Origin of the sequence: Micromonospora sp. AKA38 (assembly GCF_027925725.1) — a bacterium.
Classification (GTDB): Bacteria; Actinomycetota; Actinomycetes; order Mycobacteriales; family Micromonosporaceae; genus Micromonospora.
In genome coordinates this window covers 384041-409747 of sequence record NZ_BNEI01000002.1, presented here as the reverse complement: position 1 = coordinate 409747, position 25707 = coordinate 384041, and the positions used below count along the sequence as shown (strand labels likewise).

Below are 25707 nucleotides of genomic sequence, written 5' to 3'. Positions count from 1 at the left end.
GTGGGTCGCCGCCTAGAACGGGATGTCGTCGTCGGAGGTGCCGGAGCCGACCACCGCGAACGGGTCGGCGGCCTGCGTGATCGACCGTAGCGTCTCCGACGGGGCGCGGCCCGCCTCGGAGACCCGGGTGGCCCACGCCGGGAACGGGAACTCCAGGCAGAGCGGCACCGGGATGTCCGGCTGGTTGACGAACATGGTGCCGGGCTTGGCCAGCAGCGCCCGCTGGCGTTGGGCGGGCGGCAGGAAGCCGTACTCCGGGCGGGACGCCTCGGCCGGGTCGAGCCGGCCGACCACCCGGATCGCCGAGTTGGTGACGATCCGCCGCTCCACCTCGCTCGCGGTCTGCTGCGCGCCGACCAGGATCACCCCCAGCGAGCGGCCCCGCTCGGCGATGTCGAGCAGCACCTCCTTGATCGGGGAGGAGCCCTCGCGGGGCGCGTACTTGTTCAACTCGTCGAGCACGACGAAGAGCAACGGCTTGGCGGTGCCGGCCTTCTCCTTGCGCTCGAACTCGCTCTTGAGCGTCACACCGACCACGAAGCGCTGCGCGCGGTCCGGCAGGTTGTGCAGGTCGACCACGGTGACCTGGGCGCTCTCCGCGGTGTTGATCGAGTGCGGGCGGCGGGTGGCCAGGTCACCTCGGATGAGCCGGCCCAGGTCCTTCTTGCTGCCGATGAGCCGGCGGGCGAACGCGTTGACCGTGCCCAGGCCGACCGCGCTGCCGGCCCAGTCGCCCCGGGTCTCGTCGTCGTTGAGCTGCTCGACCACGTGGTCGACCAGGTCGGCGTAGGAGCCGAGGCGAACCCCGTCGATGCTGACCCCGCCGTCGGCGGGCTGGGCGTATCTGGCCAGGTGGGCGGCGACCGAGTGGACCACCATGGTGTATTGCTGGCGTTCGTCGTCGGCGTCGGCGAACACGTAGGGCAGCAGCCGGTCGGCGCAGAACTCGCTCAGCGTCCAGTAGAAGCTGTCCACGCCGGTGAGCCGGCTGCTCACATCCGGCGTGCCGGAGGAGTCACCGACCCGGGGCGGGGCGTACACCCGCACGTCGGGGAACGCGCCGGCGTCGAGACCGAGCTTCGCGTACGCCGCGCGGGTCGGGTCGTCGAGCCGGGTGTTCGGGTGGTCGAGGAAGAGCAGGTCCTCGCCCTTGACGTTGAAGATCAGCGCCTTGGCGTTGACCGCGTCGCCGCCGAGCACGCCGGAGCGGAACACCGAGTAGAGCAGGAAGGTGGCGAAGCTGGTCTTGGTGGCCACCCCGGAGATGCCGGAGATGGAGACGTGCGCGCCCCGGGTGCCGTCGAGGAAGTCGGCGTTGAGGTAGACCGGCACGCCGTCGCGGCCCATCCCCATCGGGATCCGCCGCTCCATCCGGTCGAAGTGCAGCGCCCGGGCCCGGGCGTCACCCTCGGCCCGGTGCACCACCGCGCCCGGCGTGGGCGGGACGTAGAACTCCGGATCGACCCGGGTGGTGGTGATCTCGGCGGCCTCCTGCACCTGCGCCGGCAGCGTGCCGTCGGCGATGGCGAAGACGTCGGAGTCGAACTGCGCCCCCTCGTGCCGGGCGCGCACCTGGGTCACCACGCCGGCGATGGTCACCGGCTCCCGGTCGGGCAGCTCGCGTCGGGTCACCACCACGTCGTCGAGTTGCAGGTAGCTCCCCGGGGCGACGGCCGTCCAGAAGGTGAGCGGGGTGGCGTCGGCGGTGCCGAGCACCCGGCCGACCCCCTCGCCGGGGCCGTCGAGCTGGTCGTCGGTCATCGGCGGTCTCCGGTCGGCTGGTCGTCGGATTGGCGGCGCACGTCCTGCATCCTGCCCGAGGGATGCGACAGGTTGCCACGCGACGCGTCGGACGCCACGCCGGCCGCTCGCCGGGCGGATCCGGGCGAACACGGTACGTGTGATTCCGCTCCCGACGGGCGCTCGCGCCGCAGGTCACCGCCGCCCGAAGGGTGGGTGGGTGGTCAGGGGGCGGGCGGCGGGTCGCCCGGGTCGCGGGCGTAGCGCAGCATCAGCACGCCGTCGTCGGCGGCCAGTACGTGCCGCAGTGGCAGGTGGCGCGCGGCGCTGCCGGGCCCGGCGGTGATCCGGCCGGGGCCGGCGCCGGCGAGCAGCGGCGCCACGGTCAGGCACAGCTCGTCGACCAGGTCGGCGGCGGTGAGCGCGCCGAACAGGTGCGGGCCGCCCTCGCAGAGCACCTGGCCCAGCCCGCGTCGGCGCACCTCGGCCAGCCCGGCGGCCAGGTCGACGTGGTCGGTGCCGCAGCGGATCAGGTCGGCGACCTCGGCGAGCCCGGCTGGTGGCACGGCGCCGGAGCGGGTGAGCACCAGCGGCCGGACCGGGGCGTCGGCGAAGCAGCCCTGCGCCGGGTCGAGGTCGAGCGAGCCGGAGACCACCACCAGCGTCGGGAACTCGGCCAGACCCCGCTCGCGGCGCCAGGCGCGGCGGTCGGCGCTCAGCCGGACCGCGCCGTAGCCCTCGTGCCGCAGCGTGCCGGCGGCCACCAGCAGGCCGTCGCAGAGCATCCGCAGCAGCCCGAAGACGCGCTTGTCCGGCTCGCCGGAGAGCCCGGCGGAATAGTCGTCCAGGGTGACCGCGCCGTCCGCGCTGGCGACGAAGTTGACCCGCAGGTGCGGCTGCGTCGCCCGGTCGTAGAGCGCGGTGAGTTGCGGGTCGGTGAGCGGACCGGTCCCGGGTGCGGGCCAGACCCGTGCGATCGGGGTGCCGCCGCTCATTCGCCGGCCGGCCCGGTGACCGGCGGCGTGGGCCCGGGTGCGCGGTGTTGGCAGTCGCACCACGTCCGGCCACGGCAGTCGCGGTGCCGCCGCTCCCGGCAGGCTCGGCAGATCATGCTGGCAGCCTATGCGGCGCCGGGGTGGCGGGGCGCACGCGGTAACGAAATGGGAACGCTCCCAGCGGCCTATTGACACCCCTGTTACCTGCCGGCAATCTCATGGGAGCGCTCCCGGCAGTGGTGTGAATCTCTTTCCTGCCCGCTCCGGCCCGGCGCCAAACGCACCCCCCACCACACAGATATCTCGCCTCACCACCGAAAAGAGGGGTCTGAAGATGAGCGTCCCGATCCACCGTCGGCGCTTCGCGGCCATCGCACTCGCGTCCGCCATGGTGCTTGCCGGCGCCACGGCCTGCGGCAACGACGACGACTCGTCAGGCGGCGGGGACAGCGGCGGCCCGGTCACCCTGGTCGTCGACGTCTTCGGCGACCAGGGCTTCGGCTACGAAGACCTGTACAAGCAGTACGAAGCCGAGCACTCGAACGTCAAGATCCAGGAGCGCGGCAAGGGCCTCGGTCTCGGCGACTACAACACCCGCCTGACCCAGCAGATCACCGCCGGCTCGGGCGCCGGTGACGTGGTGGCCCTCGAAGAGGGCACGATCGTCCAGTTCTACGCGCAGGCCGACAAGTTCGTGAACCTGGCCGACCACGGCGCGAACGACCTCAAGGGCAACTTCCTGCCGTGGAAGTGGGAGCAGGGCACCACCCCCGACGGCAAGGTGCTGGGCCTCGGCACCGACGTCGGCTCGATGGCGCTGTGCTACCGCAGCGACCTGTTCAAGGCCGCCGGCCTGCCCACCGACCGCGAGCAGGTCGGCGCGCTCTGGCCCACCTGGGACAAGTTCATCGAGGCCGGCCAGAAGTTCGCCGCCGCCGACAAGAAGCACAAGTTCGTCGACTCGGCGACCAACTTCTACAACGTGGTGCTGATGCAGATCGCGGGCCAGGGCACCGGCTACACGTACTACGACAAGAGCAACAAGCTGGTCATCGACCAGAACCCGGACGTGCAGGCCGCGTACCAGCTCACCACCAAGATGATCGCCGCCGGGCTGTCGAACAACCTGCAGTCCTTCTCCAACGAGTGGAACGCCGGTTTCAAGAACGGCACCTTCGCCACCATCGCCTGCCCGGCGTGGATGACCGGTGTGATCAAGGGCCAGGCCGGTGACGCGGCGGCCGGCAAGTGGGACGTGGCCAAGGCCCCCGGCGCGGGTGGCAACTGGGGCGGCTCGTTCCTCGGCGTGCCGAAGTCGAGCAAGCACCAGAAGGAGGCCGCGGAGCTGGCCAAGTTCCTGACCAGCGCCAAGGGTCAGGTCGGCGCGTTCAAGGCGGTCGGCAACCTGCCGTCGAACCCGCAGGCGCTCACCGACCCGGCCGTGGCCGACTCGACCAACGACTACTTCAGCAAGGCCCCGGTCGGCAAGATCTTCGCCGCTGGCGCCACCGACCTGAAGCCGGTCTACCTCGGCCCGAAGAACAACGCGGTCCGCACCGCCGTGGAGAACACGCTGCGCGCCGTGGAGCAGGGCAAGTCCGCCGACGAGCAGTGGCAGGCGGCTTTGAAGAACGGTGCGGCCGCCGGTAAGTGATCCGGCCGAGCCGCTCGCGGGTGGCGTCGGCAGCCCCGTGCTGCCGGCGCCACCCGCGGTGCCCGCAGAGCCCGGCGCCGCCCGTGAGGCGGGCGACGCCGGCCGAGGAGAAGGACTCCTGATGAGCCTCGACCTGCACGCCACGGCGCCGCCCGAGCCCCGCCCGCCGCGCGCCCGCACCTCGCACCGCCGCGCCAGCTCGGCCACCAAGCTGGACCTGAAGTACTCGCCCTACCTGTACGTCCTGCCGTTCTTCCTGCTCTTCGCCGTGTTCAGCGCGTACCCGATCGTGTACACGGTCTGGATCGCGTTGACCGACCGGTCCCCGCTCAACGCGACGATCTCCTTCGTCGGGCTGGACAACTTCGTCGAACTGCTCACCGACGACCCGCAGTTCTGGAACGCGGTGGTGAACACGTTCGGCATGTTCGTGCTCTCCACCGTGCCCCAGCTGATGCTGGCGCTGATGCTGGCCAACGCGCTGAACCGGAAGCTGCGCGCGCAGACCTTCTTCCGGATGGCCATCGCGATGCCGATCATCACCTCGACCGCGGTGGTCGCGCTGATCTTCTCGATGATCTACGCCAAGGACTTCGGCCTGATCAACTGGCTGCTCGACGCAGTCGGCCTGGACCCGATCGACTGGCGGGCGAACCGCTTCGCCTCCTGGTTCGCCATCTCCACCATGGTCGACTGGCGGTGGGTCGGCTACAACGCGCTGATCTACCTGGCCGCCATGCAGTCGATCAGCAAGGACATGTACGAGGCCGCCGCGCTCGACGGGGCGTCCCGGCGCCGCCAGTTCTGGTCGATCACGGTCCCGCAGCTGCGCCCCACGATCATCTTCACGCTGATCATCTCGACCATCGGCGGGCTCCAGCTCTTCACCGAGCCGCTGCTGTTCACCAGCGGGTCGGGCGGCCTCTCCGGCGGCTCCGAGGGCCAGTTCCAGACCATCACGATGTACCTGCTCGACGTGATGAACCAGCGCTTCCGGTGGGGTTACGCCGGGGCGGTCGCGCTCGTGCTCTTCGTGCTCATCGCACTGATGTCGACGGTCAACTACCTGCTGGCCCGCCGCATCAGCTCCGACAAGTGAAGGTGACGAGATGACGACCACCGCACTCCGTCCGCCCACCCGGCCGCCCGCGCCCGCCAAGGCCACCCACCAGGCCGAGCGGCTCTTCAAGGCCAGCCCGCTCACCTGGTTCGGGCTGGTCCTCGGCGTGTTCCTGTCGCTGTTCCCGTTCTACTGGATGATCGTCATCGCCTCGCGGACCAACGACGCCGCCAACTCCTGGCCGCCGCCGTTCCTGCCCGGCGGCAAGCTCGGCGAGAACATCGAGCGGGTGCTGGCCAACGGCGACGCCAACGTCGTCAAGGGCCTGATGAACTCGTTCCTGGTCTCCGGGACGATCACCATCGCCACGGTGTTCTTCGGCTCGCTGGCCGGCTTCGCGTTCGCCAAGCTCCGCTTCCGGGGCAAGAACGCGCTGCTGCTGATCATCCTCGCCTCGATGATGGTGCCGATCCAGCTCGGTGTGCTCCCGCTCTACATCCTGATGGCGAAGCTCGACTGGCTGAACACCATGCCGTCGGTCACCGTGCCGTTCCTCATCGGCGGCTTCGGGATCTTCATGATGCGCCAGTACGCCGAACAGGCCGTCCCGAACGAGCTGATCGAGGCCGCCCGGGTGGACGGCTGTTCGACCTGGCGGGTGTACTGGCACGTGGTGATGCCCGCGCTGCGGCCCGCCGCCGCGGTGCTCGGCCTGCTCACCTTCATGGAGCAGTGGAACCAGTTCTTCTGGCCGTTCGTGGTGCTGGCCGACCCGTCCAACCCCACCGTCCAGATCTCGCTCCGTAGCCTCAACACCGCCTACTTCGCCGACAACTCGCAGATCTTCGCCGGTACGTTGATCGCGACCCTGCCCCTGTTCATCGTGTTCGTTCTGTTCGGCCGCCAGATCATCGGCGGCATCATGGAAGGCGCCGTCAAGTCGTGAGCAACCCAGCCAGCCCGCCCGCCGTCGGCGTTCTCGACGAGGGCCCGGCCGTCACGTTCCCGCCCGGCTTCCTCTGGGGCGCGGCGACCGCCGCGTACCAGATCGAGGGCGCCGCGGCGGAGGGTGGCCGTACGCCGTCGATCTGGGACACCTTCAGCCACACCGAGGGTCGGACGGTAGCCGGGCACACCGGCGACGTGGCCTGTGACCACTACCACCGGATGTCGGACGACGTGCGGCTGATGGCCGACCTGGGGCTGCGGTCCTACCGCTTCTCCGTCTCCTGGCCCCGGGTGCAGCCGGGCGGCGCCGGTGGGGTCAACCAGGAGGGGATGGACTTCTACCACCGCCTGGTCGACGAGCTGCTCGGGCACGGCATCGAGCCCTGGGTGACGCTCTACCACTGGGACCTGCCCCAGCCGCTGGAGGACGCCGGCGGCTGGCCGGCCCGGGACACCGCCGGCCGGTTCGCGGAATACTCGGCGCTGGTCGCCGACGCGCTCGGCGACCGGGTGAAGTACTTCACCACGCTGAACGAGCCGTGGTGCTCGGCGTTCCTCGGCTACGGCTCCGGCGTGCACGCGCCGGGCCGGTCGAACGGCGCGGACGCGGTCCGGGCCGGGCACCACCTGATGCTCGGCCACGGCCTGGCCGTGCAGGCGGTGCGGGCGTCCCGCCCGCAGGCGGAACTCGGCATCACGGTGAACCTCTACCCGGTCACCCCGGCCACCGGGTCGGCGGCGGACGCCGACGCGGCCCGCCGCATCGACGCGCTGGCCAACCGCTTCTTCCTGGACCCGGTGCTGCGCGGCGCGTACCCGGCCGATCTGATCGCCGACCTGCGGAGCGTCACCGACCTCGGGCACGTCCGCGACGGCGACCTGGCCACCATCTCCACGCCGCTGGACATGGTCGGGGTCAACTACTACAGCCGGCACGTGGTCGCCGCGCCGGTCGAGGGCGGGGAGCCGGAGCCCTACTGGCGGGCGCCGTCCTGCTGGCCGGGCAGCGAGGACGTCCGGTTCGTCACCCGGGGCGTGCCGGTGACCGACATGGACTGGGAGATCGACGCCCCGGGCCTGACCGAGACGCTGGAGCGGGTCCATCGGGAGTACACCGACCTGCCGCTCTACGTCACCGAGAACGGCTCGGCGTTCGTCGACACACTGGCCGACGGGCGGGTGGACGACCCGGACCGGCTGGCCTACTTCGCCGCGCACCTGCGCGCGTCGCACGCCGCGATCGAGGCCGGGGTGCCGCTCAAGGGCTACTTCGCCTGGTCACTGATGGACAACTTCGAGTGGGCCTGGGGCTACACGAAGCGGTTCGGCATGGTCTATGTCGACTACGACAGCCAGGCCCGGATCGCGAAGTCCAGCGCCAGGTGGTACGCCGACGTGATCCGACGCAACGGCCTGGCCGCACAATAAGCTGGGCCAGCCAGTAACGGGTGGTGCCCGGCGCCGGAGCCTCAACCGGTGCCGGGCCCGCCCGACCGTCGGAGGAGCACAGACGATGACAACGCAGCGCACCCGCTCGCTCGGGCGCCCGACCCTCGACGCGGTCGCGGCCCGCGCCGGCGTCGGGCGCGGCACGGTCTCCCGCGTGGTCAACGGCTCGCCGCAGGTCAGTCCGGAGGCCCGGGCGGCCGTCCAGCAGGCCATCGCCGAGCTGGGCTACGTGCCGAACCGGGCCGCCCGGGCGCTGGTCACCCAGCGGACCGACTCGGTGGCCCTGGTGGTCTCCGAGTCGGGGGAGCGGGTCTTCACCGAGCCGTTCTTCGCGGCGATCGTCCGCGGCGTCAGCTCTGGGCTGGTCGAGACGCCGATGCAGCTCTGGCTGGCGATGGTGCAGTCGCCGATCGAGCGGGAGCGGGTCGAGCACCACCTGACCAACCAGCACGTGGACGGCGTACTGCTGCTGTCCCTGCACGACTCGGACCCGCTGCCCACGCTGCTGGAGGAGCGCGGCCTGCCGGCGGTGCTCGGCGGCCGGCCGGCCCGGATGCTGCACCCGAACGCCCAACCGGCGTGGTTCGTCGACGTGGACAACGTCGGCGGCGCCCGGCAGGCGGTGGAGCACCTGTTCGCCCGGGGGCGGCGGCGCGTCGCCACCATCGCCGGCCCGCAGGACATGGGCGCCGGCCTGGCCCGGCTCTCCGGCTACCGGGAGGCGGTGCGCGCCGCCGGGGGCATGGTCGAGAACGGCCTGATCGCGTACGGGGACTTCAGCGAGGGCAGCGGCACGGCCGCCATGCGTCGGCTGCTGGACTCCTGCCCGGATCTGGACGCCGTCTTCGTCGCCTCCGACCTGATGGCCTTCGGCGCGTTGCGCGCGCTGCGGGAGGCGGGTCGCCGGGTGCCCGAGGACGTGGCGGTGATCGGCTTCGACGACGCCCCGATCGCCCGCCAGGCCGAGCCGCCGCTGACCACGGTGTTCCAGCCGGTGGAGGAGATGGGCCGGCAGATGGCCCGCCTCCTGGTCTCCCGCATCCGCGGCGACGACGTCCCTTCCCCGCACGTCCTCCTGAACACCGAGCTGATCCACCGCGCCTCCGCCTGACGCACCCCACCACCACCACCTCCCCCCGCACGATCCGTGCATCAGCGGGCGTGGGGGTGGGGGTGGGTCAGGACCAGCGGCGGAGTTCTCGGCGGGCGAGGGACGCGCGGTGGACCTCGTCGGGGCCGTCGGCCAGGCGCAGCGTGCGGGCCTGGGCCCAGAGCGCGGCGAGCGGGGTGTCCTGGCTGACGCCGGCCCCGCCGTACGCCTGGATCGCCTTGTCGATCACCCACTCGGCCATCGCCGGGGTAGCGATCTTGATGGCCTGGATCTCGGTGTGCGCGCCCTTGTTGCCCACGGTGTCCATCAGCCAGGCGGTCTTGAGCACCAGCAGCCGGGCCTGCTCGATCCGGACCCGGGACTCGGCGATCCACTCCCGTACCACGCCCTGCTCGGCGAGCGGGCGGCCGAACGCCACCCGGTCCAGCGCGCGGCGGCAGAGCAGCTCCAGCGCCCGTTCGGCCATGCCGACGAGCCGCATGCAGTGGTGGATCCGCCCCGGACCGAGTCGCGCCTGGGCGATGGCGAAGCCGGTGCCCTCGGCGCCGACCAGGTTCTCCACCGGCACCCGGACACCCGTGAAGTCGATCTCGGCGTGCCCGCCGTGCGGGGCGTCGGAGTAGCCGAAGACGGTCATCCCGCGTCGTACCGTCACGCCAGGGGTGTCCCGGGGGACCAGGATCATGCTCTGCTGGCGGTGCCGGTCGGCGTCCGGGTCGGTCTTGCCCATCACGATGAAGACCTCGCAGCGCGGGTCCATCGCCCCGGACGACCACCACTTGCGGCCGTCGACCACGTAGTGGTCGCCGTCGCGGGTGATCCGGGTGGCGATGTTCGTCGCGTCGGAGGAGGCGACCTCCGGCTCGGTCATGCAGAAGGCGGAGCGGATCGTGCCGTCCAGCAGCGGCGCGAGCCAGCGCTCCCGCTGCGCGTCGGAGCCGAACTCGGCCAGCAGCTCCATGTTGCCGGTGTCCGGCGCGGCGCAGTTCAGCGCCTCCGGGGCCAGGTGCGGGCTGCGCCCGGTCAGCTCGGCCAGCGGCGCGTACTGGAGGTTGGTCAGGCCGGCGCCGTAGCGCGCGTCCGGTAGGAACAGGTTCCACAGGCCCCGGGCCCGGGCCTCGGCCTTCAGCTCGTCCATCACCGGCGGCCGGGCCCACGGGTCGCCGGCGGCGAGCACCTGCTCGTGGTGCACCGGCTCGGCCGGCAGGACGCACTCGGTGAGGAACGCCTCCAGCCGCTGCCGCAGCTCGACCGTGCGGTCGTCGTACGCGAACTCCATCACTTCTCCCTCACCGCGTGCAGACCGTGCGCGACCAGCGGCGCCACCATCTCGCCGATCCGGTCGAACCCCTCGCCCAGCGTCTGCCCGAGGGTGTGCCGGTAGTGGATGCCCTCGCAGATCACCGCCAGCTTGAAACAGCCGAGCGCCACGTGCCAGTGCAACGGGCCGACGTCGACGTCGCTGCGGCCGGCGTAGCGGTCGATCAGCTCGGCGCCGGTGGGGAAGCCGGCCCGGGGGCCGATCCCGTCGGCCACCGGGTTGCCCTCGGCGAGGTCGCTGTCGCCCAGCACGTCCCAGTAGGTCAGCAGCAGGCCGAGGTCGGCCAGCGGGTCGCCCAGCGTGGCCATCTCCCAGTCGAGCACCGCCCGCACCGTCACCGGCTCGACGGCGGTGAGCAGATTGTCCAGCCGGTAGTCGCCGTGCACGATCCGGCCCGCGTTCGCGCCCTCCGGCACGCTGCCGGCCAGCGCGTCGCGCAGCTCGTCGATGCCGGGCAGCGGGCGGCTGCGGGACCGGTCGAGCTGCCCGGCCCAGCGCCGGACCTGCCGGGCCAGGTAACCGTCGGGGCGGCCGAAGTCGGCCAGCCCGACCTCGGCCGGCTCCACCCGGTGCAGCGTGGCGAGCGTGTCCATCATCGCCATGGCGAGGTCACGCCGCTGGCCGGCGGTGAGCGCGTCGGTCTGCTCGCGCCGCCGGTAGACCTCGCCGTCGACGTGGGCCATCAGGTAGAACGGCGCGCCGATGACGCTCTCGTCGGCGCAGAGCAGCAGCGCCTCGGGGACCGGCACGCCGGTCGGGGCCAGCGCCGAGATCACCCGGTGTTCCCGGGCCATGTCGTGCGCGGTGGCCAGCACGTGCCCGAGCGGGGGCCGGCGCAGCACCACCTCGCGGTCACCGGCGCGCAGCAGGTAGGTCAGGTTGGACTTGCCGCCGGCGATCAGGCGCGCGGACAGCGGCCCGGCCAGCTCGGGCCGGTGGGTGGCCAGGTGGGCGGCGAGTCGGTCGAGGTCGAGCCCGCGCGGGGCCGGACCGGTCGGTGGCCGGGTGGCGTCGACGGCCGGATCGGTCATCCGGATAGTCGACGGCAGCTCAGCTTTGTTGTCAAGGTCGGATTTTCCCGGCGGGACATGCCGCGGCAACGGGGACGAAACGGCCGGCCGGCAGGCTGGGAACAGCCTGCCGGCCACGCGCCGGCCCGCCGAGCGGAGGGGATCAACATGCTGCTGAGAGTTCGGGTGACCCTGCCCGACCGACCGGGCACGCTCGGCCAGGTGGCCCGGACACTCGGTGTCTCCGGGGCGGACATCGTCCAGGTGGTGGTCCTGGAGCGGCTCGGTGGGCGGGCGGTCGACGACTTCACCGTGGTCTGGCCGGGCGCGGCGCGGGTGGAACGGCTGCTCGCCGGGCTGGCCGCGATCCCCGGCGTCCGGGTGGACGGGGTGTGGCGGGCGATCGGCACGCCGACCACCACCGGCCAGGACGCGGAGCTGCTCGCCCAGGTGGCGGCGAACCCGACCGACGGGGTGGCCACGCTCGTCGACGCCGTGCCCGGCCTGCTCGCCGCGGACTGGGCGGTGGCCGCGGTGGTGCCGCTGGACTGGGCCGCGCGTCCCGGTGGGGCCGGCTCGGCCACGGTCGGGCACGCGAGCTGGCGGACCCCGACGCCGCCCCGGTTGCCCGAGGTGACCCCGCTGCGCGCCCGCGCGCTGACCAGCCCGGAGGGGCACCACTACGCGGTGGCGCCGTTCGGCCGGGCCGGGCTGGTGCTGGTGGTCTCCCGCGACCACGGCGAGCCGCTCTCGGCGGCCGCGTTCCACGCCACCGAGGTGGACCGGCTCGCCCAACTCGTCCGCGCCAGCGCGGTGATCCTCGGTGACCGGCTGGACCTGGTGGGCACGCCGCCGGTGACCACCGTCACCTGACCCGGAGGCGGGGCGTCACCCCGGGGCAACGGGGGCGCAACAGGCGACCGGCATGGTCGGTGGTGAGGAAGGGAGACAACCATGGCGCTGTGGCGGATCCGAGCCACCGTGGACGACCGGCCGGGTTACCTGTCGGTGCTCACGGCGAGCCTCGCGTTGCGCGGGGTCAACATCCTCACCGTGCAGGTGCACACCACCGAGGTCGGCGCCGTCGACGACTTCCTGGTCGACGCGCCCGAGCAGATCACCGAGGCCGACCTGCGGGCCGCGGTCGAGCGGGGCCGGGGACGGGACTGCTGGGTGGCGCGCAGCGAGGCGCGTGGGCTGGCCGACGAGCCGACCCGGGTGCTCGGCCTGGCCGGTCGGCTGCTCCGCGATCCGGAGGGCCCCGGCGCGGCGCTGCGGACGCTGCTGGGTGCCGACGCGGTGACCTGGCGTCCGACGTCCACCGCCGCGCCGGGCGGCGTGGGCGGCACCACGATGCTGCTCGCCGACCCGGCGGGCGGCGCCTACGAGCTGCGCCGTCGGGAGCCGAGCTTCACCCCGGCCGAGTACGCCCGGGCGCAGGCGCTGGTCGAGCTGGCGGCGACGCTGGACCGCCGGGACACCCACCGGGTCACGCTGGTGCTGCCCGACGGCGGGGAGGTGTCGGTGCGGCCGGCCACCGCAGACGACGTGCCGGCCGTACGCGAACTGCACGTCGGCTGCTCGGAGCGGAGCCGGCAGCGGCGCTACCTGAGCGGCGCGTACCCGTCGCCGGCCCGGCTGCGTCGGCTGCTCGAACCGGCGCGGGGGGTGACCCTGCTCGCCACGGCGGGCTCCGGCGGGGCGGCGGAGTCGGTCGTGGCGATGGCCAACCTGCTCGGCGAGGGCGACGAGGCCGAGGCGGCGCTGCTGGTCCGGGACGACTGGCAGCGGCGGGGCCTCGGCTCGGCGCTGCTGCGTCGGCTGCTCGGGCACGCCGGCCGGGCCGGTTGCGCCGCTGTGCTGCTGCACGTGCAGGCCGAGAACACGCCGATGCTGCGGACGCTGCGCCGGCTGGACCGGCCGGTGACGCTGGACCGCGACGGCGGCGTGCTGACCGCGACGTTGCCGCTGACCCCCGCCGGCCGGGTGGGCGTGCCGGGCGGCCGAGGGCCGGGGGCCGTCCGACCGGCGTGGCCCGGCCGGGACACCGCGGCGGGCCTGCCGGCGCAGCGGCCGGGTTAGAGCTGACGGCAGCCCGGCCGGGGCCACTCGGTGAGCCGCAACGGCGCGGCACGCCGACGGGGGCCCGGCGGGGAGCCGACACCGGCGCCGATGCGGCGCCACCCTGACCGACCTCCGATGCGGGGGACGGTGACACGGACGGGGCCTCCGGTGCGGGGGCCCCGTTCGTGTCCCTGGGCGGCGGGTAGCTGACGGTTCGTCCGCCGCGACCTGCCCGCCGGCAAGATGCCGACCACGCGTCGCCAGCCCCGACGCCCGCCGACGCCCGACACGGCAGAGCGCCCCGGGCCGTACGGGTCCGGGGCAAGTGCGGCGGGCTCGAGGTGAGGGTTTCGTCGATCATGGACTTGTGGTGCCAGGAAATGTTCGATTCGGCATGAAATCGGAGGTGCCACAAGTCCAAGATCGGCAGAGGTTCGCCGCTTCCTGAAGTGTGTCGGGGTCAGCCAGGATGAATGCTCCGGGCAGCCCGGAGTGGGTGCCAGTGGACAGTGGCACGAACGCAAATGAATATGGGGCTGCTCCGCGCAGGTCATCAGGTGCTCGACCCGCTCGACCATCACGCCAGACCGCCGCAGGCCCGGCGGGGGAGCGCCCCGGGCCGCACGGGTCCGGGGCGCTCTCGGGTCAGGAGCGGTCAGCCGCGCTCGGCGATCTGGGCGACGAACGCCCGCCAGGACGCCGGCTCGAAGGCGAGCGTCGGGCCGGTCGAGTCCTTCGAGTCCCGTACGCCGACGACGCCGGGAAGGTTGTCGGCGACCTCCACGCAGGCCCCTTGGTTACTGCCGCTGCGGGTGCTCTTGCGCCAGTGCGCGCCAGTCAGGTCCATGACTTTGCCACTTCCGTTATCAGCTCGGAGGACTGTTGCAGTGTCAGCGCCTCGGCGAGGATGGCTTCCCATTGCTCGCGTAGGGCCGCCACCTCGGGGGTCCGCTCGACCACCTGACCCCGCAGCCGGTTGTCGAGGTAGCCCACGTCAACCAAGTCCGCCAGGGTCGCGACGACAAACGGCCCGTCGAGGCCAGCGTACGCGCCGACCCCACGCGGTACGACGTGGATTCTGACGCGCCGCCGGTGCTGGCTGAGCTGCGCCAGGTGGAACAGTTGCTCGCGCATCACTGCGGGGCCGCCGACGGGCCGCCGAAGGACTGCGTCGTCTAGAACGGCAACGAGGTGCGGCGGGTCGTCGCTGGCGAGGATCTGTTGCCGTGCAAGCCTTTTGGCTACTCGCGTCTCCACCTCCTCGGCGCTGATCCTGCCATCGCTGCCGAACACGGCGCGTGCGTACGCCTCGGTTTGTAAGAGTCCGGGTACCCACGCCACCTCATACCACCGCAACGTGCGGGCCTGCTGCTCGAAGGTGATCCACTCGCGTAGCCAGAGCGGCGCGGCGTCGAGTTCGGAGAGCCGATCGAGTAGGCGCGCGAACATGCCCCCGGTCTTCAGCGCGCGATCGATCGAGGCGGCGTAATCGCCGGTCGGCGGGCGCGAGCCGGTCTCAACGGCGCTGACGTGCGTGCCCGAGTAGCTGATGAGCTTGCCGAAATCGTCCTGACTGAGGCCGCGAGACGCACGTGCGTGCCGTAGCTCGTCGAGCAGGACTTCGGCGGCTGTCATGGTCATGTTCCCCAAGCCTCCCCCACCTTCAGCCGATGCGCCTCCATGGCTCCCCACCAGGGCAAACGCTGGTCGCCGCACTCTCTCCAACGTGGCCGAACACCTTCCGACACTAGGCGGTCACGCACAAGAGTGTCACCAGTGCGGCGCGGCCGGCAGGGACCACCCGAGACCCGGCGACCGTGTCAGTCAGGGGACCGCCTCGTCCGGCAGGCACCAGCGCGGGGCGGTCCCCCTTCCATTTCCCCCGCGAGAGGAGGGCGTGTCCGTGCCCGAGGAGAAGCCGACCCCCAGCCCGCAGTCGACCCCGCCGCCGGTCCGACCGAACCGCGTTCCGTCGTCGCGCTGGCTGTCGTCGCCGGCCGCGACGACGCTCTTCCCGCGACCGGGCGACGGCCGGTGACCGCGCCGCGCCGCCGCCGGCCGGAGGTGCCCGCGCTGCGTGCTGGCGACGTCCTGCACCTGACCGGGGAGGCGTCGCCGCAGTTCACCCGGCCGATCACGGTTCGGCTGATCCGTGTGTTGGACTGGACGACGTACGACGGTTGGTTGTGGGCCGACGTCTACCAACTCGGCCCGGACGGCAACGCGACCGCCCGCCGGTCCCTGTTCCTGCGGCGGAGCGGAGTGCGCGTGCTGACCCCACCGCCGCCGGTGTCGCAACGCCGCCCGCGCGTCGGCGCTCTCGTGTGATGGCCCGCCGCCCCGGCCCCGCCGACCACGTCCCGTCGCGGCCCACCTGGCGCTGCCGTGCTTGCGGGGTGGCCTGGCCGTGCTCGACGGCGAAGCTGACCCTCCTCGCGCGCTACCGCGAGCGGAAGGCCGAGCTGAGGGCGTACCTCCTGACCCTGCACGAGACTGCGGCCGAGGAACTGGCCGAGCTGGACGGCGGCCGGTGCCCGGCGGGCCTCGAAGACCGCTTCACCGCCTGGGCCGAGCCTCGCGGCTGACCCTCCCCGACCGACCCGCCTCGCTCCCGGCCGTCTTCCCAAACCGGCGGCGGCGAGATTACATTGTCAACCATCCATGGGAGCGCTCCCGCGCTCCTGCGGCCCACCCCACCACCACCGCCGCACGGCGGCCCGACCGGCACCGTCCGACGCCGATCGCGCCGCCGTGCGGCAGCCCATCCTCCACAGGAGCTCGCCATGCCCCGACCGACCCCGCCGCCGCGCGGTCGCCCGTCCCGCCGGCTGCTCGCCGCCGGCGCCGCGCTGGTGGCCGCGTTGGCCACCACCGTGCCGCTGCCGGCCGCCGCCGCGCCGGCCACCGCGTCCGCCCCGGCCGCGCAGGCCGCGGCCGCGTACAACTACGCCGAGGCGTTGCAGAAGTCGCTGTTCTTCTACGAGGCGCAGCAGTCCGGCCGCAAGCCGTCCTGGAACCGGGTCTCCTGGCGGGGCGACTCGGCGTTGACCGACGGCGCCGACGTCGGCGTCGACCTGACCGGCGGCTGGTACGACGCCGGCGACCACGTGAAGTTCGGCTTCCCGATGGCGTTCAGCACCACCATGCTGGCCTGGGGCGCGGTCGAGTACCGGGACGGTTACGTCGCCTCCGGCCAGCTCAGCTATCTGCTCAACAATCTGCGCTTCGTCAACGACTACTTCGTCAAGGCACACCCCGCGCCGAACGTCCTCTACGGCCAGGTCGGCAAGGGCGACGACGACCACAAGTGGTGGGGGCCGGCCGAGGTGCTGCCGATGGCGCGGCCCGCGTACAAGATCGACGCGAGCTGCGGTGGCGCGGACCTGGCCGGCGAGACGGCGGCGGCGATGGCCGCGTCGTCGATGGTGTTCCGCCCCACCGACGCCGCCTACGCGGACAAGCTGCTGGGCCACGCCAAGCAGCTCTACACGTTCGCCGACACGGTGCGGAAGTCGTACAGCGAGTGCATCACCGACGCGGCGTCGTTCTACAAGTCCTGGAGCGGCTACCAGGACGAGCTGGTCTGGGGCGCGACGTGGCTGTACCGGGCCACCGGCGACGCGGCCTACCTGGCCAAGGCGGAGAGCGAGTACGACAAGCTCGGCACCGAACCGCAGTCCACCACCCGCTCCTACAAGTGGACGCTCGCCTGGGACAACAAGCAGTTCGGCGCGTACGTGCTGCTGGCCAACCTGACCGGCAAGCAGAAGTACGTCGACGACGCCAACCGCTGGCTGGACTACTGGACCGTGGGCGTCAACGGGCAGAAGGTGCCCTACTCGCCGGGCGGGATGGCGGTGCTCGACTCCTGGGGCGCGCTGCGCTACGCCGCCAACACCGCGTTCGCCGCGCTGGTCTACAGCGACAGGACCACCGACGCGACGCGTAAGACGCGCTACCACGACTTCGCGGTCCGGCAGGTCAACTACGCGCTCGGCGACAACCCGCGCAACTCCAGCTACCTGATCGGGTTCGGGACCAACTCCCCGAAGAACCCGCACCACCGCACCGCGCACGGTTCCTGGTGGGACAGCCAGACCGTGCCGGTCGAGACCCGGCACGTGCTCTACGGCGCGCTGGTCGGCGGCCCGTCGGCGGCCAACGACGCGTACACCGACAGCCGGTCGGACTACGTGATGAACGAGGTGGCCACCGACTACAACGCCGGCTTCACCTCCGCGCTGGCCCGGCTGACCAACGAGTACGGAGGCAGCCCGCGCGCCGGCTTCCCGACCGCCGAGACGCCGGACATGGACGAGCTGACCGTGGAGACCACGGTGATGCAGGCCGAGCCGCGGGCCACCGGGCTCAAGGCGATCATCTACAACAAGTCGGCGTTCCCGGCCCGGGCGCTGACCACCGGAAAGTTCCGGTACTACTTCCGGCCGGACGGCACCGGCCCGGTGACCGTCACGCCCGGCTACACCCAGGGCTGCCCGTCGCCGTCGACGGCCAAGCAGTTCTCCGGCGACATCTGGTACGTCGAGGTCGACTGCACCGGCTACACCATCGCGCCGGCCGGGCAGTCGCAGCACCGGATGGAGGTGCAGTTCAAGATCGGCGTGCCGGAGGGCGGCACCTGGGACCCGACGAACGACCCGTCGTACCAGGCCACCGCCGGGCCGAACCGCAAGGTGCCGCTCTACTCCGGCGGTGTGCGGGTGTGGGGCGACGAGCCCGGCCCGGCCACTCCGGACACCACCGCGCCGACCGCCCCCGGCACCCCGGTCGCCTCCGGCGTCACGGCCACCGGCCTGACGCTGACCTGGGCCGCCGCCACCGACACCGGCGGCAGCGGCCTGGCCGGCTACGAGGTGACCCAGGCGCAGACCGGCAGCGACGCGCTGGTGCTGCGCCCGGCCACCACGAACACGCTCGCGGTGACCGGGTTGACGCCGGAGCGGACGTACCAGTTCACCGTGCGCGCGGTCGACGGCGCCGGCAACCGGTCGGTGGCCTCGGCGGCGCTGGCCGTCACCACGCCGGCCGCCCCGGCGCCGGACACCACGCCGCCGACCGCGCCCGGCACGCCCACCGCGTCGGCGGTCGGCCCGACCGGGCTCACCCTGACCTGGGGTCCGGCCACCGACGCGGTCGGGGTGACCGGGTACCGCGTCTACCGGGGCGGGACCGTGCTGGTCGGCTCCACCACCGGCACCACGCTGGCGGTGACCGGGTTGACCGCCTCCACCGCGTACACGTTCACCGTGGTCGCGGTGGACGCGGCCGGCAACGTCTCGCCGGCCTCGCCCGGCGTCACGGTCACCACCACGGCCGCGCCGACCGGCGGCGGCTGCGCGGTGACCTGGACGGCGAACACCTGGGACACCGGGTTCACCGCGAACGTCACGGTCACCAACACCGGCACCAGCGCGATCAACGGTTGGACGCTCGCCTTCACGTTCCCGAGCACCGGGCAGAAGGTCGGGCAGGGCTGGTCGGCGAACGTCACCCAGACCGGCACGGCGGTGACCGCCTCGAACCTCGCCTACAACGGGACGCTGGCGGCGGGGGCGTCGACGAGCTTCGGCTTCAACGGCACCCACACCGGCACGAACCCGAGGCCGACCGGCTTCACGCTCAACGGGAGCGCCTGCACCGTCTCCTGACCACCGATCCGGCGGGCGCGGTCGGTCATCACACCGGGTGACCGACCGCGCACGCGGTCCGGAAATCTTCCGAAACTTTTCCGAAACATATTGTCCACCCGCGCGGTCGATGGAAATATCGAAGGAATTAGATACCTCAACCTTGACGTCCAGTCGTCCCCGCCCAGACGGCTCGGGTGTTGGCCAGTAAGGAGGCCACGGTGGCAATGAGCCCATCCGCTGCTCGCGGCGGGACCCGACGGCGGCGATCGCCCGCCGTCCGAGCGCTGCTCGCCGGTGCGGTCAGCGTCGTGACGGTGGCCGCGGTCGCGGTGATGATGCCGTCGGCGAACGCCGCGGCGAGCACGCTCGGCGCGGCGGCCGCGCAGTCGGGCCGGTACTTCGGCACGGCGATCGCGGCCGGCCGGCTCGGTGACTCGACGTACAGCACCATCGCGGCGCGTGAGTTCAACATGATCACCGCCGAGAACGAGATGAAGCCGGACGCCACCGAGCCCCAGCGGGGCCAGTTCAACTTCAACTCCGGTGACCAGATCTACAACTGGGCCACCCAGCGTGGCCTGAAGGTGCGCGGTCACACGCTGGCCTGGCACGCCCAGCAGCCCGGCTGGATGCAGAGCCTCAGCGGCAGCAACCTGCGTCAGGCGATGATCGACCACATCAACGGGGTGATGGCCCACTACAAGGGCAAGCTCGCCGCGTGGGACGTGGTGAACGAGGCGTTCAACGAGGACGGCAGCCGCCGTAACTCCAACCTCCAGGGCACCGGCAACGACTGGATCGAGGTGGCGTTCCGCACCGCGCGGGCGGCCGACCCGTCGGTCAAGCTCTGCTACAACGACTACAACATCGAGAACTGGTCGTACGGCAAGACGCAGGGTGTCTACCGGATGATCCAGGACTTCAAGTCCCGGGGCGTGCCGATCGACTGCGTCGGTCTCCAGACCCACTTCACCGGCGGCAGCTCGCTGCCGAGCAACTTCCAGACCACGCTGTCCAGCTTCGCCGCGCTCGGCGTGGACGTGGCGCTCACCGAGGCCGACGTCACCAACGCCTCCACCAGCCAGTACGCCGGCCTGACCCAGGCCTGCATGAACGTGCCGCGCTGCATCGGCATCACCGTGTGGGGCGTACGCGACAGCGACTCCTGGCGCTCCGGCGAGAGCCCGCTGCTGTTCGACGGTGGCGGCAACAAGAAGGCCGCGTACACCTCGGTCCTCAACGCGCTCAACGCGGCGGCCCCGACCACCTCGCCGACCGCGACGCCGACCTCCGGGCCGACCACACCGCCGCCGTCCGGCGGCAGCGGCCGGATCGTCGGCGTGCAGTCGGGCCGGTGCGTCGACGTGCCCAACGCCACCCAGACCAACGGCACCCGGGTCCAGCTCTACGACTGCAACGGTCAGTCGAACCAGCAGTGGACGTACACCAGCAACAAGCAGCTGATGGTGTACGGCAGCAAGTGCCTCGACGCGAACGGCGCGGGCACCGCGAACGGCACCGGCATCATCATCTACGACTGCAACGGGCAGCCGAACCAGCAGTGGAACATCAACTCCAACGGCACCATCAGCGGCGTGCAGTCCGGCCGCTGCCTCGACGTCTGGGGCACCGGCAACGGCCAGCAGATCCAGCTCTACGACTGCCACGGCCAGACCAACCAGCAGTGGCGGACCGACTTCGGCACCACCACGCCGCCGCCCACCACGCCGCCGCCCACGACCACGCCGCCGCCGAGCGGCTGCGCGCTGCCGTCGACCTACCGCTGGTCGTCGACCGGCGCGCTGGCGAACCCGGCGAACGGCTGGGTCTCGGTCAAGGACTTCACCAACGTGGTCTACAACGGCAAGCACCTGGTCTACGCGTCGAACGTGAACGGCAGCGGGCAGTACGGCTCGATGAACTTCGGCCTGTTCACCAACTGGTCCGACATGGCCTCGGCCAGCCAGACCGGGATGAGCCAGGGCACGGTGGCGCCCACGCTGCTGTACTTCGCCCCGAAGAACATCTGGGTGCTGGCGTACCAGTGGGGGCCGACGTCGTTCAGCTACAAGACGTCAAGTGACCCGACCAACGCCAACGGCTGGTCCGCGGCGCAGACGCTCTCCACCGCGACCCTCCCCGACGCCCCGTACGGCGTCATCGACCAGACGCTCATCGGCGACGACCAGAACATGTACCTCTTCTTCGCCGGGGACAACGGCAAGATCTACCGGTCGAGCATGCCGCTCGGGAACTTCCCGGGCAGCTTCGGCTCGAGCTACACGACGATCATGACCGACTCGACGAACAACCTGTTCGAGGGCGTCGAGGTCTACAAGGTGGCGGGCCAGAACCAGTACCTGATGCTCGTCGAGGCGATCGGCAGCCAGGGGCGGTACTTCCGCTCCTTCACCGCCACCAGCCTGGGCGGCACCTGGACCCCGAACGCGGCCACCGAGAGCAACCCGTTCGCGGGCAAGGCCAACAGCGGTGCGACGTGGACCAACGACATCAGCCACGGTGACCTGGTCCGCAACAATCCCGACCAGACCAAGACCGTCGACGCCTGCAACCTCCAGTTGCTGTACCAGGGCAAGAACCCCAGCGCGAGCGGCGACTACAACCTGCTGCCGTGGCGGCCGGGTGTGTTGACCCTGCAACGCTGACGGATCACTGACCACCGGGGCGTGCCCGGCACCGTGCGGTGCCGGGCACGCCCGTCGGTGTGGCGCCGCCGGAATCAGTCGGCCAGGTCGTCGGCGAGCAGGTCCATCAGCAGGGCGTCGTGCCAGCGCCCGTCGGCGCCCCGCTCGTAGCGCCGCATGATGCCCACCGGCCGGAAGCCCACCTTCGCGTACGCCCGGATCGCGGCCGTGTTCGCCGCCGCCGGGTCGATGGTGAAGCGGTGGTGGCCGTACTCGTCGGCCAGGTGCCGGGCCAGCGTCCGGATCGCGTCCCCGCCCAGCCCGGCGCCGCGTACCTCCGGGTCGAGGAAGATGTCCAGGCTGGCGTGGCGGTAGTCGGGGTCGGTCTCCGCGTACCACTGGATCGCACCGACCAGCCGGCCCTCGTGCTCGACCACGAACACGGCCAGCGCGTCGTCGGCCAGGTCGGCGCGGACCGCCTCGGCCAGGTCGTCACCGCCCCGCCACCAGCGGCGCACCTCCGGGGTGGCGCGGATCGCGGCCAGCGCGGCCACATCGGCGTCCGTCGCCGGCCGCAGCGTCACCGTCCGCCCGCGCAGCATCGCGTCAGCCCCGCCGCTCGCCGTGCTCGACACAGACCGCCGACCATCCGGCCGGCACGACCTGCACCTTCATCCGCCGGCGGCAGGACGCGCACCAGCGCGGCGGCTCCCACGCCCGCGCCGCCGCGCAGGCCGGGTGCGGGCCGGCGGCCACCGACTCACCGCACCTGTCGCACCAGCGCGTCACCGCGCCGGCGTCGTCGGCCGTGCCGGCGCGGTTGGCCGCGTCGGCGTCACCGGCCGGCGCGTCGGGTCGGACCAGCTTCGTCACCGTCGCCTCACAGGGTCGCCGAGAGCGCCTTCACCGGCATCTTCAGGTCGGTCAGGAGTTGCAGGTCGTCGGTGGCCGGCCGACCCAGCGTGGTCAGGTAGTTGCCGACGATGACCGCGTTGATGCCGCCGAGCAGGCCGTCGCGGGTGCCGAGATCACCCAGGGTGAGCTCGCGACCGCCCGCGTACCGGAGGATGGTGCGCGGCATGGCCAGCCGGAACGCGGCGATGGCCCGCAGCGCGTCCTTGCCCTCGACCACCGGCCGGTCACCCAGCGGCGTGCCGGGGCGCGGGTTGAGGAAGTTCAGCGGCACCTCGTGCGGGTCCAGCTCGGCGAGTTGCGCGGCGAACTCGGCCCGCTGCTCCACCGTCTCGCCGAGCCCGAGGATGCCGCCGCAGCAGACCTCCATGCCGGACTCGCGGACCATCCGCAGCGTCTCCCAGCGCTCCTCCCAGGAGTGCGTGGTGACCACGTTCGGGAAGTAGGAGCGGCAGGTCTCCAGGTTGTGGTTGTACCGGTGCACGCCCATCGCGGCCAGCTCGTCGACCTGCTCCTGGGTGAGCATGCCGAGCGAGGCGGCGACCTGGATGTCGACCGCTTCGCGGATGGCGGCCACGCCGGCGCGCATCTGCGCCATCAGCCGGGCGTCCGGGCCACGGACGGCGGCCACGATGCAGAACTCGGTGGCCCCGGTCGCGGCGGTCTGCTTCGCGGCCTCGACCAGCGCCGGGATGTCCAGCCAGACCGACCGGACCGGCGAGGTGAACAGGCCGGACTGGGAGCAGAAGTGGCAGTCCTCCGGGCAGCCGCCGGTCTTCAGCGAGACGATGCCCTCGACCTCGACCTCCGGGCCGCACCACCGCATCCGGACCTCGTGGGCGAGTTGGAGCGCGGCCGGCAGGTGCTCGTCGGGCAGGTTCAGCACGGCGAGGATGCCGGCCTCGTCGAGGCCGACGCCGTTCTCCAGCACCCGGGTCCGGGCCTGGTCGAGGATCTCTGGCATGGCTCGTAACCTAACAGGCCGCCGGAAGCGCGGGAAACCGTCGTGAGCGGCCCGGCGAGCCGGGACCACGCCACGCCGGGGTCGCCCGCCCGGGTGGTAACTTCGCCCGGCGGAAGCGCCCGGCGGGGCGGGCGGTCGGCGGGAGGGGACGGTGCGGTGGCGGACTGGCTGGCGGCACTCGACCGCAGCGCCGAACAGCGGGCCGAGGCGGGCCTGACCCGCACGCTGCGTCCCCGCGCGGCCGACGACGACGTCGTCGACCTGGCCGGCAACGACTACCTCGGCCTGGCCACCCACCCGGAGGTCACCGCCGCCGCCGCGACGGCTTTGTCCCGGTACGGGTTGGGCGCCACCGGGTCACGACTGGTGCGCGGCTCCACCGACCTGCACCACGCGCTCGAGGACGACCTGGCCGCCTGGCTCGGCGTCGACCGGGCGCTGGTCTTCTCCTCCGGCTACCTGGCCAACCTCGCCGCCGTCCGGGGCCTGACCCAGCCGCGTACGCTGCTCGTCTCCGACGCGCACAACCACGCCTCGCTGATCGACGGCTGCCGGATCTCCCGCGCCGAGACGCTGGTGACGCCGCACCGGGACGTGGCCGCGGTGGCCGCCGCGCTGGCCGCCGCGCCGGGCCGGCCGGCCGTGGTGGTGACCGAGTCGGTCTTCTCCGTGGACGGCGACGTGGCACCGCTCGCGGAGCTGCACGCGGTGGCCCGCCGGCACGGCGCGTTGCTGCTCGTCGACGACGCGCACGCGCTCGGCGTCACCGGCCCGGCCGGCGCCGGCGGGGTGGCCGCGGCCGGGCTGGCCGGCGCGCCCGACGTGGTGGTCACCGCGACCCTGTCCAAGGCGCTCGGTGGGGCCGGCGGCGTGGTCGCCGGGCCGGCGGAGTTCGTCCGCCACCTGGTGGAGACCGGCCGCACGTTCATCTTCGACACCGCGCCGCCGCCGGCGGTGGTGGCCGGGGTGCGGGCCGCGGCGCGGCTGGCCCGGGACGGCGACGCGCTCCGCGCCGAGCTGACCGACCGGGTCGCGCTGGCGGTGCGCCGGCTGGGCGCGGCGGGGCTGCCCGTGTCCGCCCCCGACGCGGCGGTGGTCTCGGTGACCGCGCCCGGCCCGGAGGCGGCGACCGCCTGGGCGGCGGCCTGCCGCGACCGGGGCGTGGCGGTCGGCTGCTTCCGTCCGCCGTCCACGCCGGACAACCGCTCCCGGCTGCGCCTGACCATCGGCGCCGGGGTGGACCGGGCGGACTTCGAACGGGCCCTGGACGTGATCGTGGCGTGCGCCCCGCAGTCCCGAACGGAGGACTCATGAGCGACGGCTGGACCGGCGCGGTGCTGGTGACCGGCACCGACACCGGGATCGGCAAGACCGTGGTGACCGCGGCCGTCACCGCCGCCGCCCAGGCGGCCGGGCTGCGGGTGGCGGTGGTCAAGCCCGGTCAGACCGGTACCGCCACCGGCGAGCCCGGCGACGTCGACTCGGTGACCCGGCTGGCCGCCCCGCTCACCGGCCGGACGCTGGCCAGCTACCCGGACCCGCTCGCCCCGCTGGCCGCGGCCCGGGTCGCCGAGCTGCCGCCGCTGGAGCTGTACAACGCGGTCGACGCGGTCCGCGAGGAGGTCGACAAGCACGACCTGGTGCTGATCGAGGGAGCCGGCGGGCTGCTCGTACCGATGGGGTTGCGGCCGTCCGGCGAGCCCTGGACGGTGGCCGACCTGGCGGTGTCGCTGGGCGCGCCGGCCGTGGTGGTGGCGCGGGCCGGGCTCGGCACGCTCAACCACACCGCGTTGACGCTGGAGGCGCTGGAGCGGCGGGCCGTGCCGGCCGGCGTGGTGATCGGCGCCTGGCCGACCGAGCCGGAGCTGGTGCACTGGCTGAACCTGTCCGAGCTGGTGCCGAACCTGCTCGGCGCGGTGCCCGCCGGCGCCGGCGGGATGGACCCGGGCGTGTTCCGCCGGTCCGCGCCGGGTTGGCTCACCCCGGCGCTCTACGGTGTCCTCGACGACTGGCGGGCCTGGGCCGAGGAGAGCGGCTGAGGAGTAAGGCGGGGCCCCTTCTTAACGCATTCGGTATAGGCGGGGGCCCCTTTTAACGCCACCCTCGGCTCACCGCGTCGGGCGCCGGGGCGTGTTTACCCTGCCCTCTACGGCGGGCTGAGTACCTGACCTTCGTCGGTGTCC

The 25707-nt window shown here is 72.5% G+C and carries 23 protein-coding genes; 14 read left to right on the top strand and 9 right to left on the bottom strand.

All coding sequences use genetic code 11. The features are described from left to right. Positions 1-12: 12 nt before the first annotated feature. A complete protein-coding gene (locus tag TPA0908_RS05395) occupies positions 13-1761 on the bottom strand; it encodes an ATP-binding protein (RefSeq protein ID WP_281935217.1) in 1749 nt (582 codons plus the stop codon). 203 nt (positions 1762-1964) lie between these two features. Then, complete coding sequence (locus TPA0908_RS05390) at positions 1965-2735, bottom strand: pyrimidine reductase family protein (RefSeq protein WP_281936256.1); 771 nt, start codon at positions 2733-2735, stop codon at positions 1965-1967. A gap of 334 nt (positions 2736-3069) precedes the next feature. On the opposite strand from TPA0908_RS05390, the gene TPA0908_RS05385 reads away from it, so the two are divergent. The 5 genes from TPA0908_RS05385 (at position 3070) to TPA0908_RS05365 (ending at position 8957) form a co-directional block, all read left to right on the top strand. Further along, positions 3070-4389 (top strand): ABC transporter substrate-binding protein, encoded by a 1320-nt coding sequence (locus TPA0908_RS05385; RefSeq protein ID WP_281935215.1) that lies wholly within the window; start codon positions 3070-3072, stop codon positions 4387-4389. Between the two features lie 121 nt (positions 4390-4510). Beyond that, on the top strand, positions 4511-5488 hold the full coding sequence (locus TPA0908_RS05380; protein ID WP_281935213.1) for a carbohydrate ABC transporter permease: 978 nt from the start codon (positions 4511-4513) through the stop codon (positions 5486-5488). A 10-nt stretch (positions 5489-5498) separates the two neighbouring features. Next, on the top strand, positions 5499-6395 hold the full coding sequence (locus TPA0908_RS05375) for a carbohydrate ABC transporter permease (protein WP_281935211.1): 897 nt from the start codon (positions 5499-5501) through the stop codon (positions 6393-6395). Beyond that, positions 6392-7825, top strand: a complete 1434-nt coding sequence (locus TPA0908_RS05370; RefSeq protein ID WP_281935209.1) for a GH1 family beta-glucosidase — start codon at positions 6392-6394, stop codon at positions 7823-7825. Before TPA0908_RS05375 ends, TPA0908_RS05370 begins: the two co-directional genes overlap by 4 nt. Positions 7826-7910: 85 nt before the next feature. Further along, entirely contained in the window at positions 7911-8957 is a 1047-nt protein-coding gene (locus tag TPA0908_RS05365) for a LacI family DNA-binding transcriptional regulator (RefSeq protein ID WP_107162237.1), read from the top strand. 67 nt (positions 8958-9024) lie between these two features. Here the strand turns inward: TPA0908_RS05365 and TPA0908_RS05360 are convergent, their stop codons facing one another. Both TPA0908_RS05360 and TPA0908_RS05355 read right to left on the bottom strand, forming a co-directional pair. Beyond that, positions 9025-10236 (bottom strand): acyl-CoA dehydrogenase family protein, encoded by a 1212-nt coding sequence (locus TPA0908_RS05360; RefSeq protein ID WP_281935207.1) that lies wholly within the window; start codon positions 10234-10236, stop codon positions 9025-9027. Further along, positions 10236-11309, bottom strand: coding sequence for a phosphotransferase family protein (locus TPA0908_RS05355; RefSeq protein WP_281935205.1), 1074 nt, complete (start codon positions 11307-11309; stop codon positions 10236-10238). Before TPA0908_RS05355 ends, TPA0908_RS05360 begins: the two co-directional genes overlap by 1 nt. A 147-nt stretch (positions 11310-11456) precedes the next feature. Here TPA0908_RS05355 and TPA0908_RS05350 point away from each other — a divergent pair, with 147 nt between their 5' ends. Together TPA0908_RS05350 and TPA0908_RS05345 are read left to right on the top strand one after the other, a co-directional pair. Continuing rightward, positions 11457-12161 (top strand): ACT domain-containing protein, encoded by a 705-nt coding sequence (locus TPA0908_RS05350; protein ID WP_281935203.1) that lies wholly within the window; start codon positions 11457-11459, stop codon positions 12159-12161. Between the two features lie 81 nt (positions 12162-12242). Continuing rightward, entirely contained in the window at positions 12243-13370 is a 1128-nt protein-coding gene (locus TPA0908_RS05345) for a GNAT family N-acetyltransferase (RefSeq protein ID WP_281935201.1), read from the top strand. Between the two features lie 637 nt (positions 13371-14007). Here the strand turns inward: TPA0908_RS05345 and TPA0908_RS05340 are convergent. Both TPA0908_RS05340 and TPA0908_RS05335 read right to left on the bottom strand, forming a co-directional pair. Beyond that, entirely contained in the window at positions 14008-14199 is a 192-nt protein-coding gene (locus tag TPA0908_RS05340; protein ID WP_281935198.1) for a DUF397 domain-containing protein, read from the bottom strand. Beyond that, a complete protein-coding gene (locus TPA0908_RS05335) occupies positions 14190-14993 on the bottom strand; it encodes a helix-turn-helix domain-containing protein (RefSeq protein ID WP_281935196.1) in 804 nt (267 codons plus the stop codon). The genes TPA0908_RS05340 and TPA0908_RS05335 overlap by 10 nt, the downstream gene beginning before the upstream one ends. Positions 14994-15249: 256 nt before the next feature. Here TPA0908_RS05335 and TPA0908_RS05330 point away from each other — a divergent pair, with 256 nt between their 5' ends. From TPA0908_RS05330 to TPA0908_RS05310, 5 genes are all read left to right on the top strand, one after another. After that, positions 15250-15390, top strand: a complete 141-nt coding sequence (locus TPA0908_RS05330) for a hypothetical protein (RefSeq protein WP_281935194.1) — start codon at positions 15250-15252, stop codon at positions 15388-15390. Next, on the top strand, positions 15387-15680 hold the full coding sequence (locus TPA0908_RS05325; protein WP_281935192.1) for a hypothetical protein: 294 nt from the start codon (positions 15387-15389) through the stop codon (positions 15678-15680). The genes TPA0908_RS05330 and TPA0908_RS05325 overlap by 4 nt, the downstream gene beginning before the upstream one ends. Positions 15681-15748: 68 nt before the next feature. Beyond that, positions 15749-15937, top strand: a complete 189-nt coding sequence (locus TPA0908_RS05320; protein WP_281935190.1) for a flavin reductase — start codon at positions 15749-15751, stop codon at positions 15935-15937. 198 nt (positions 15938-16135) lie between these two features. After that, complete coding sequence (locus tag TPA0908_RS05315) at positions 16136-19021, top strand: glycoside hydrolase family 9 protein (RefSeq protein WP_281935188.1); 2886 nt, start codon at positions 16136-16138, stop codon at positions 19019-19021. 200 nt (positions 19022-19221) lie between these two features. Beyond that, on the top strand, positions 19222-21669 hold the full coding sequence (locus TPA0908_RS05310) for a non-reducing end alpha-L-arabinofuranosidase family hydrolase (protein ID WP_281935186.1): 2448 nt from the start codon (positions 19222-19224) through the stop codon (positions 21667-21669). A 74-nt stretch (positions 21670-21743) separates the two neighbouring features. Here the strand turns inward: TPA0908_RS05310 and TPA0908_RS05305 are convergent, their stop codons facing one another. The 3 genes from TPA0908_RS05305 to bioB all read right to left on the bottom strand — a co-directional run bounded on the left by TPA0908_RS05305 (position 21744) and on the right by bioB (position 23524). Continuing rightward, entirely contained in the window at positions 21744-22250 is a 507-nt protein-coding gene (locus TPA0908_RS05305; protein ID WP_281935184.1) for a GNAT family N-acetyltransferase, read from the bottom strand. A gap of 4 nt (positions 22251-22254) precedes the next feature. After that, positions 22255-22437: a biotin synthase auxiliary protein BsaP gene (gene bsaP / locus TPA0908_RS05300; protein WP_281936254.1), complete on the bottom strand. Its 183-nt coding sequence runs from the start codon at positions 22435-22437 to the stop codon at positions 22255-22257. 91 nt (positions 22438-22528) lie between these two features. After that, positions 22529-23524, bottom strand: a complete 996-nt coding sequence (gene bioB / locus TPA0908_RS05295; protein ID WP_281935182.1) for a biotin synthase BioB — start codon at positions 23522-23524, stop codon at positions 22529-22531. Between the two features lie 156 nt (positions 23525-23680). Between bioB and TPA0908_RS05290 the strand changes: the two genes are divergently transcribed. Next, complete coding sequence (locus TPA0908_RS05290) at positions 23681-24838, top strand: 8-amino-7-oxononanoate synthase (RefSeq protein WP_281935180.1); 1158 nt, start codon at positions 23681-23683, stop codon at positions 24836-24838. Beyond that, entirely contained in the window at positions 24835-25563 is a 729-nt protein-coding gene (bioD, locus tag TPA0908_RS05285; protein ID WP_281935178.1) for a dethiobiotin synthase, read from the top strand. Before TPA0908_RS05290 ends, bioD begins: the two co-directional genes overlap by 4 nt. The last annotated feature ends 144 nt before the right edge of the window (positions 25564-25707 follow it).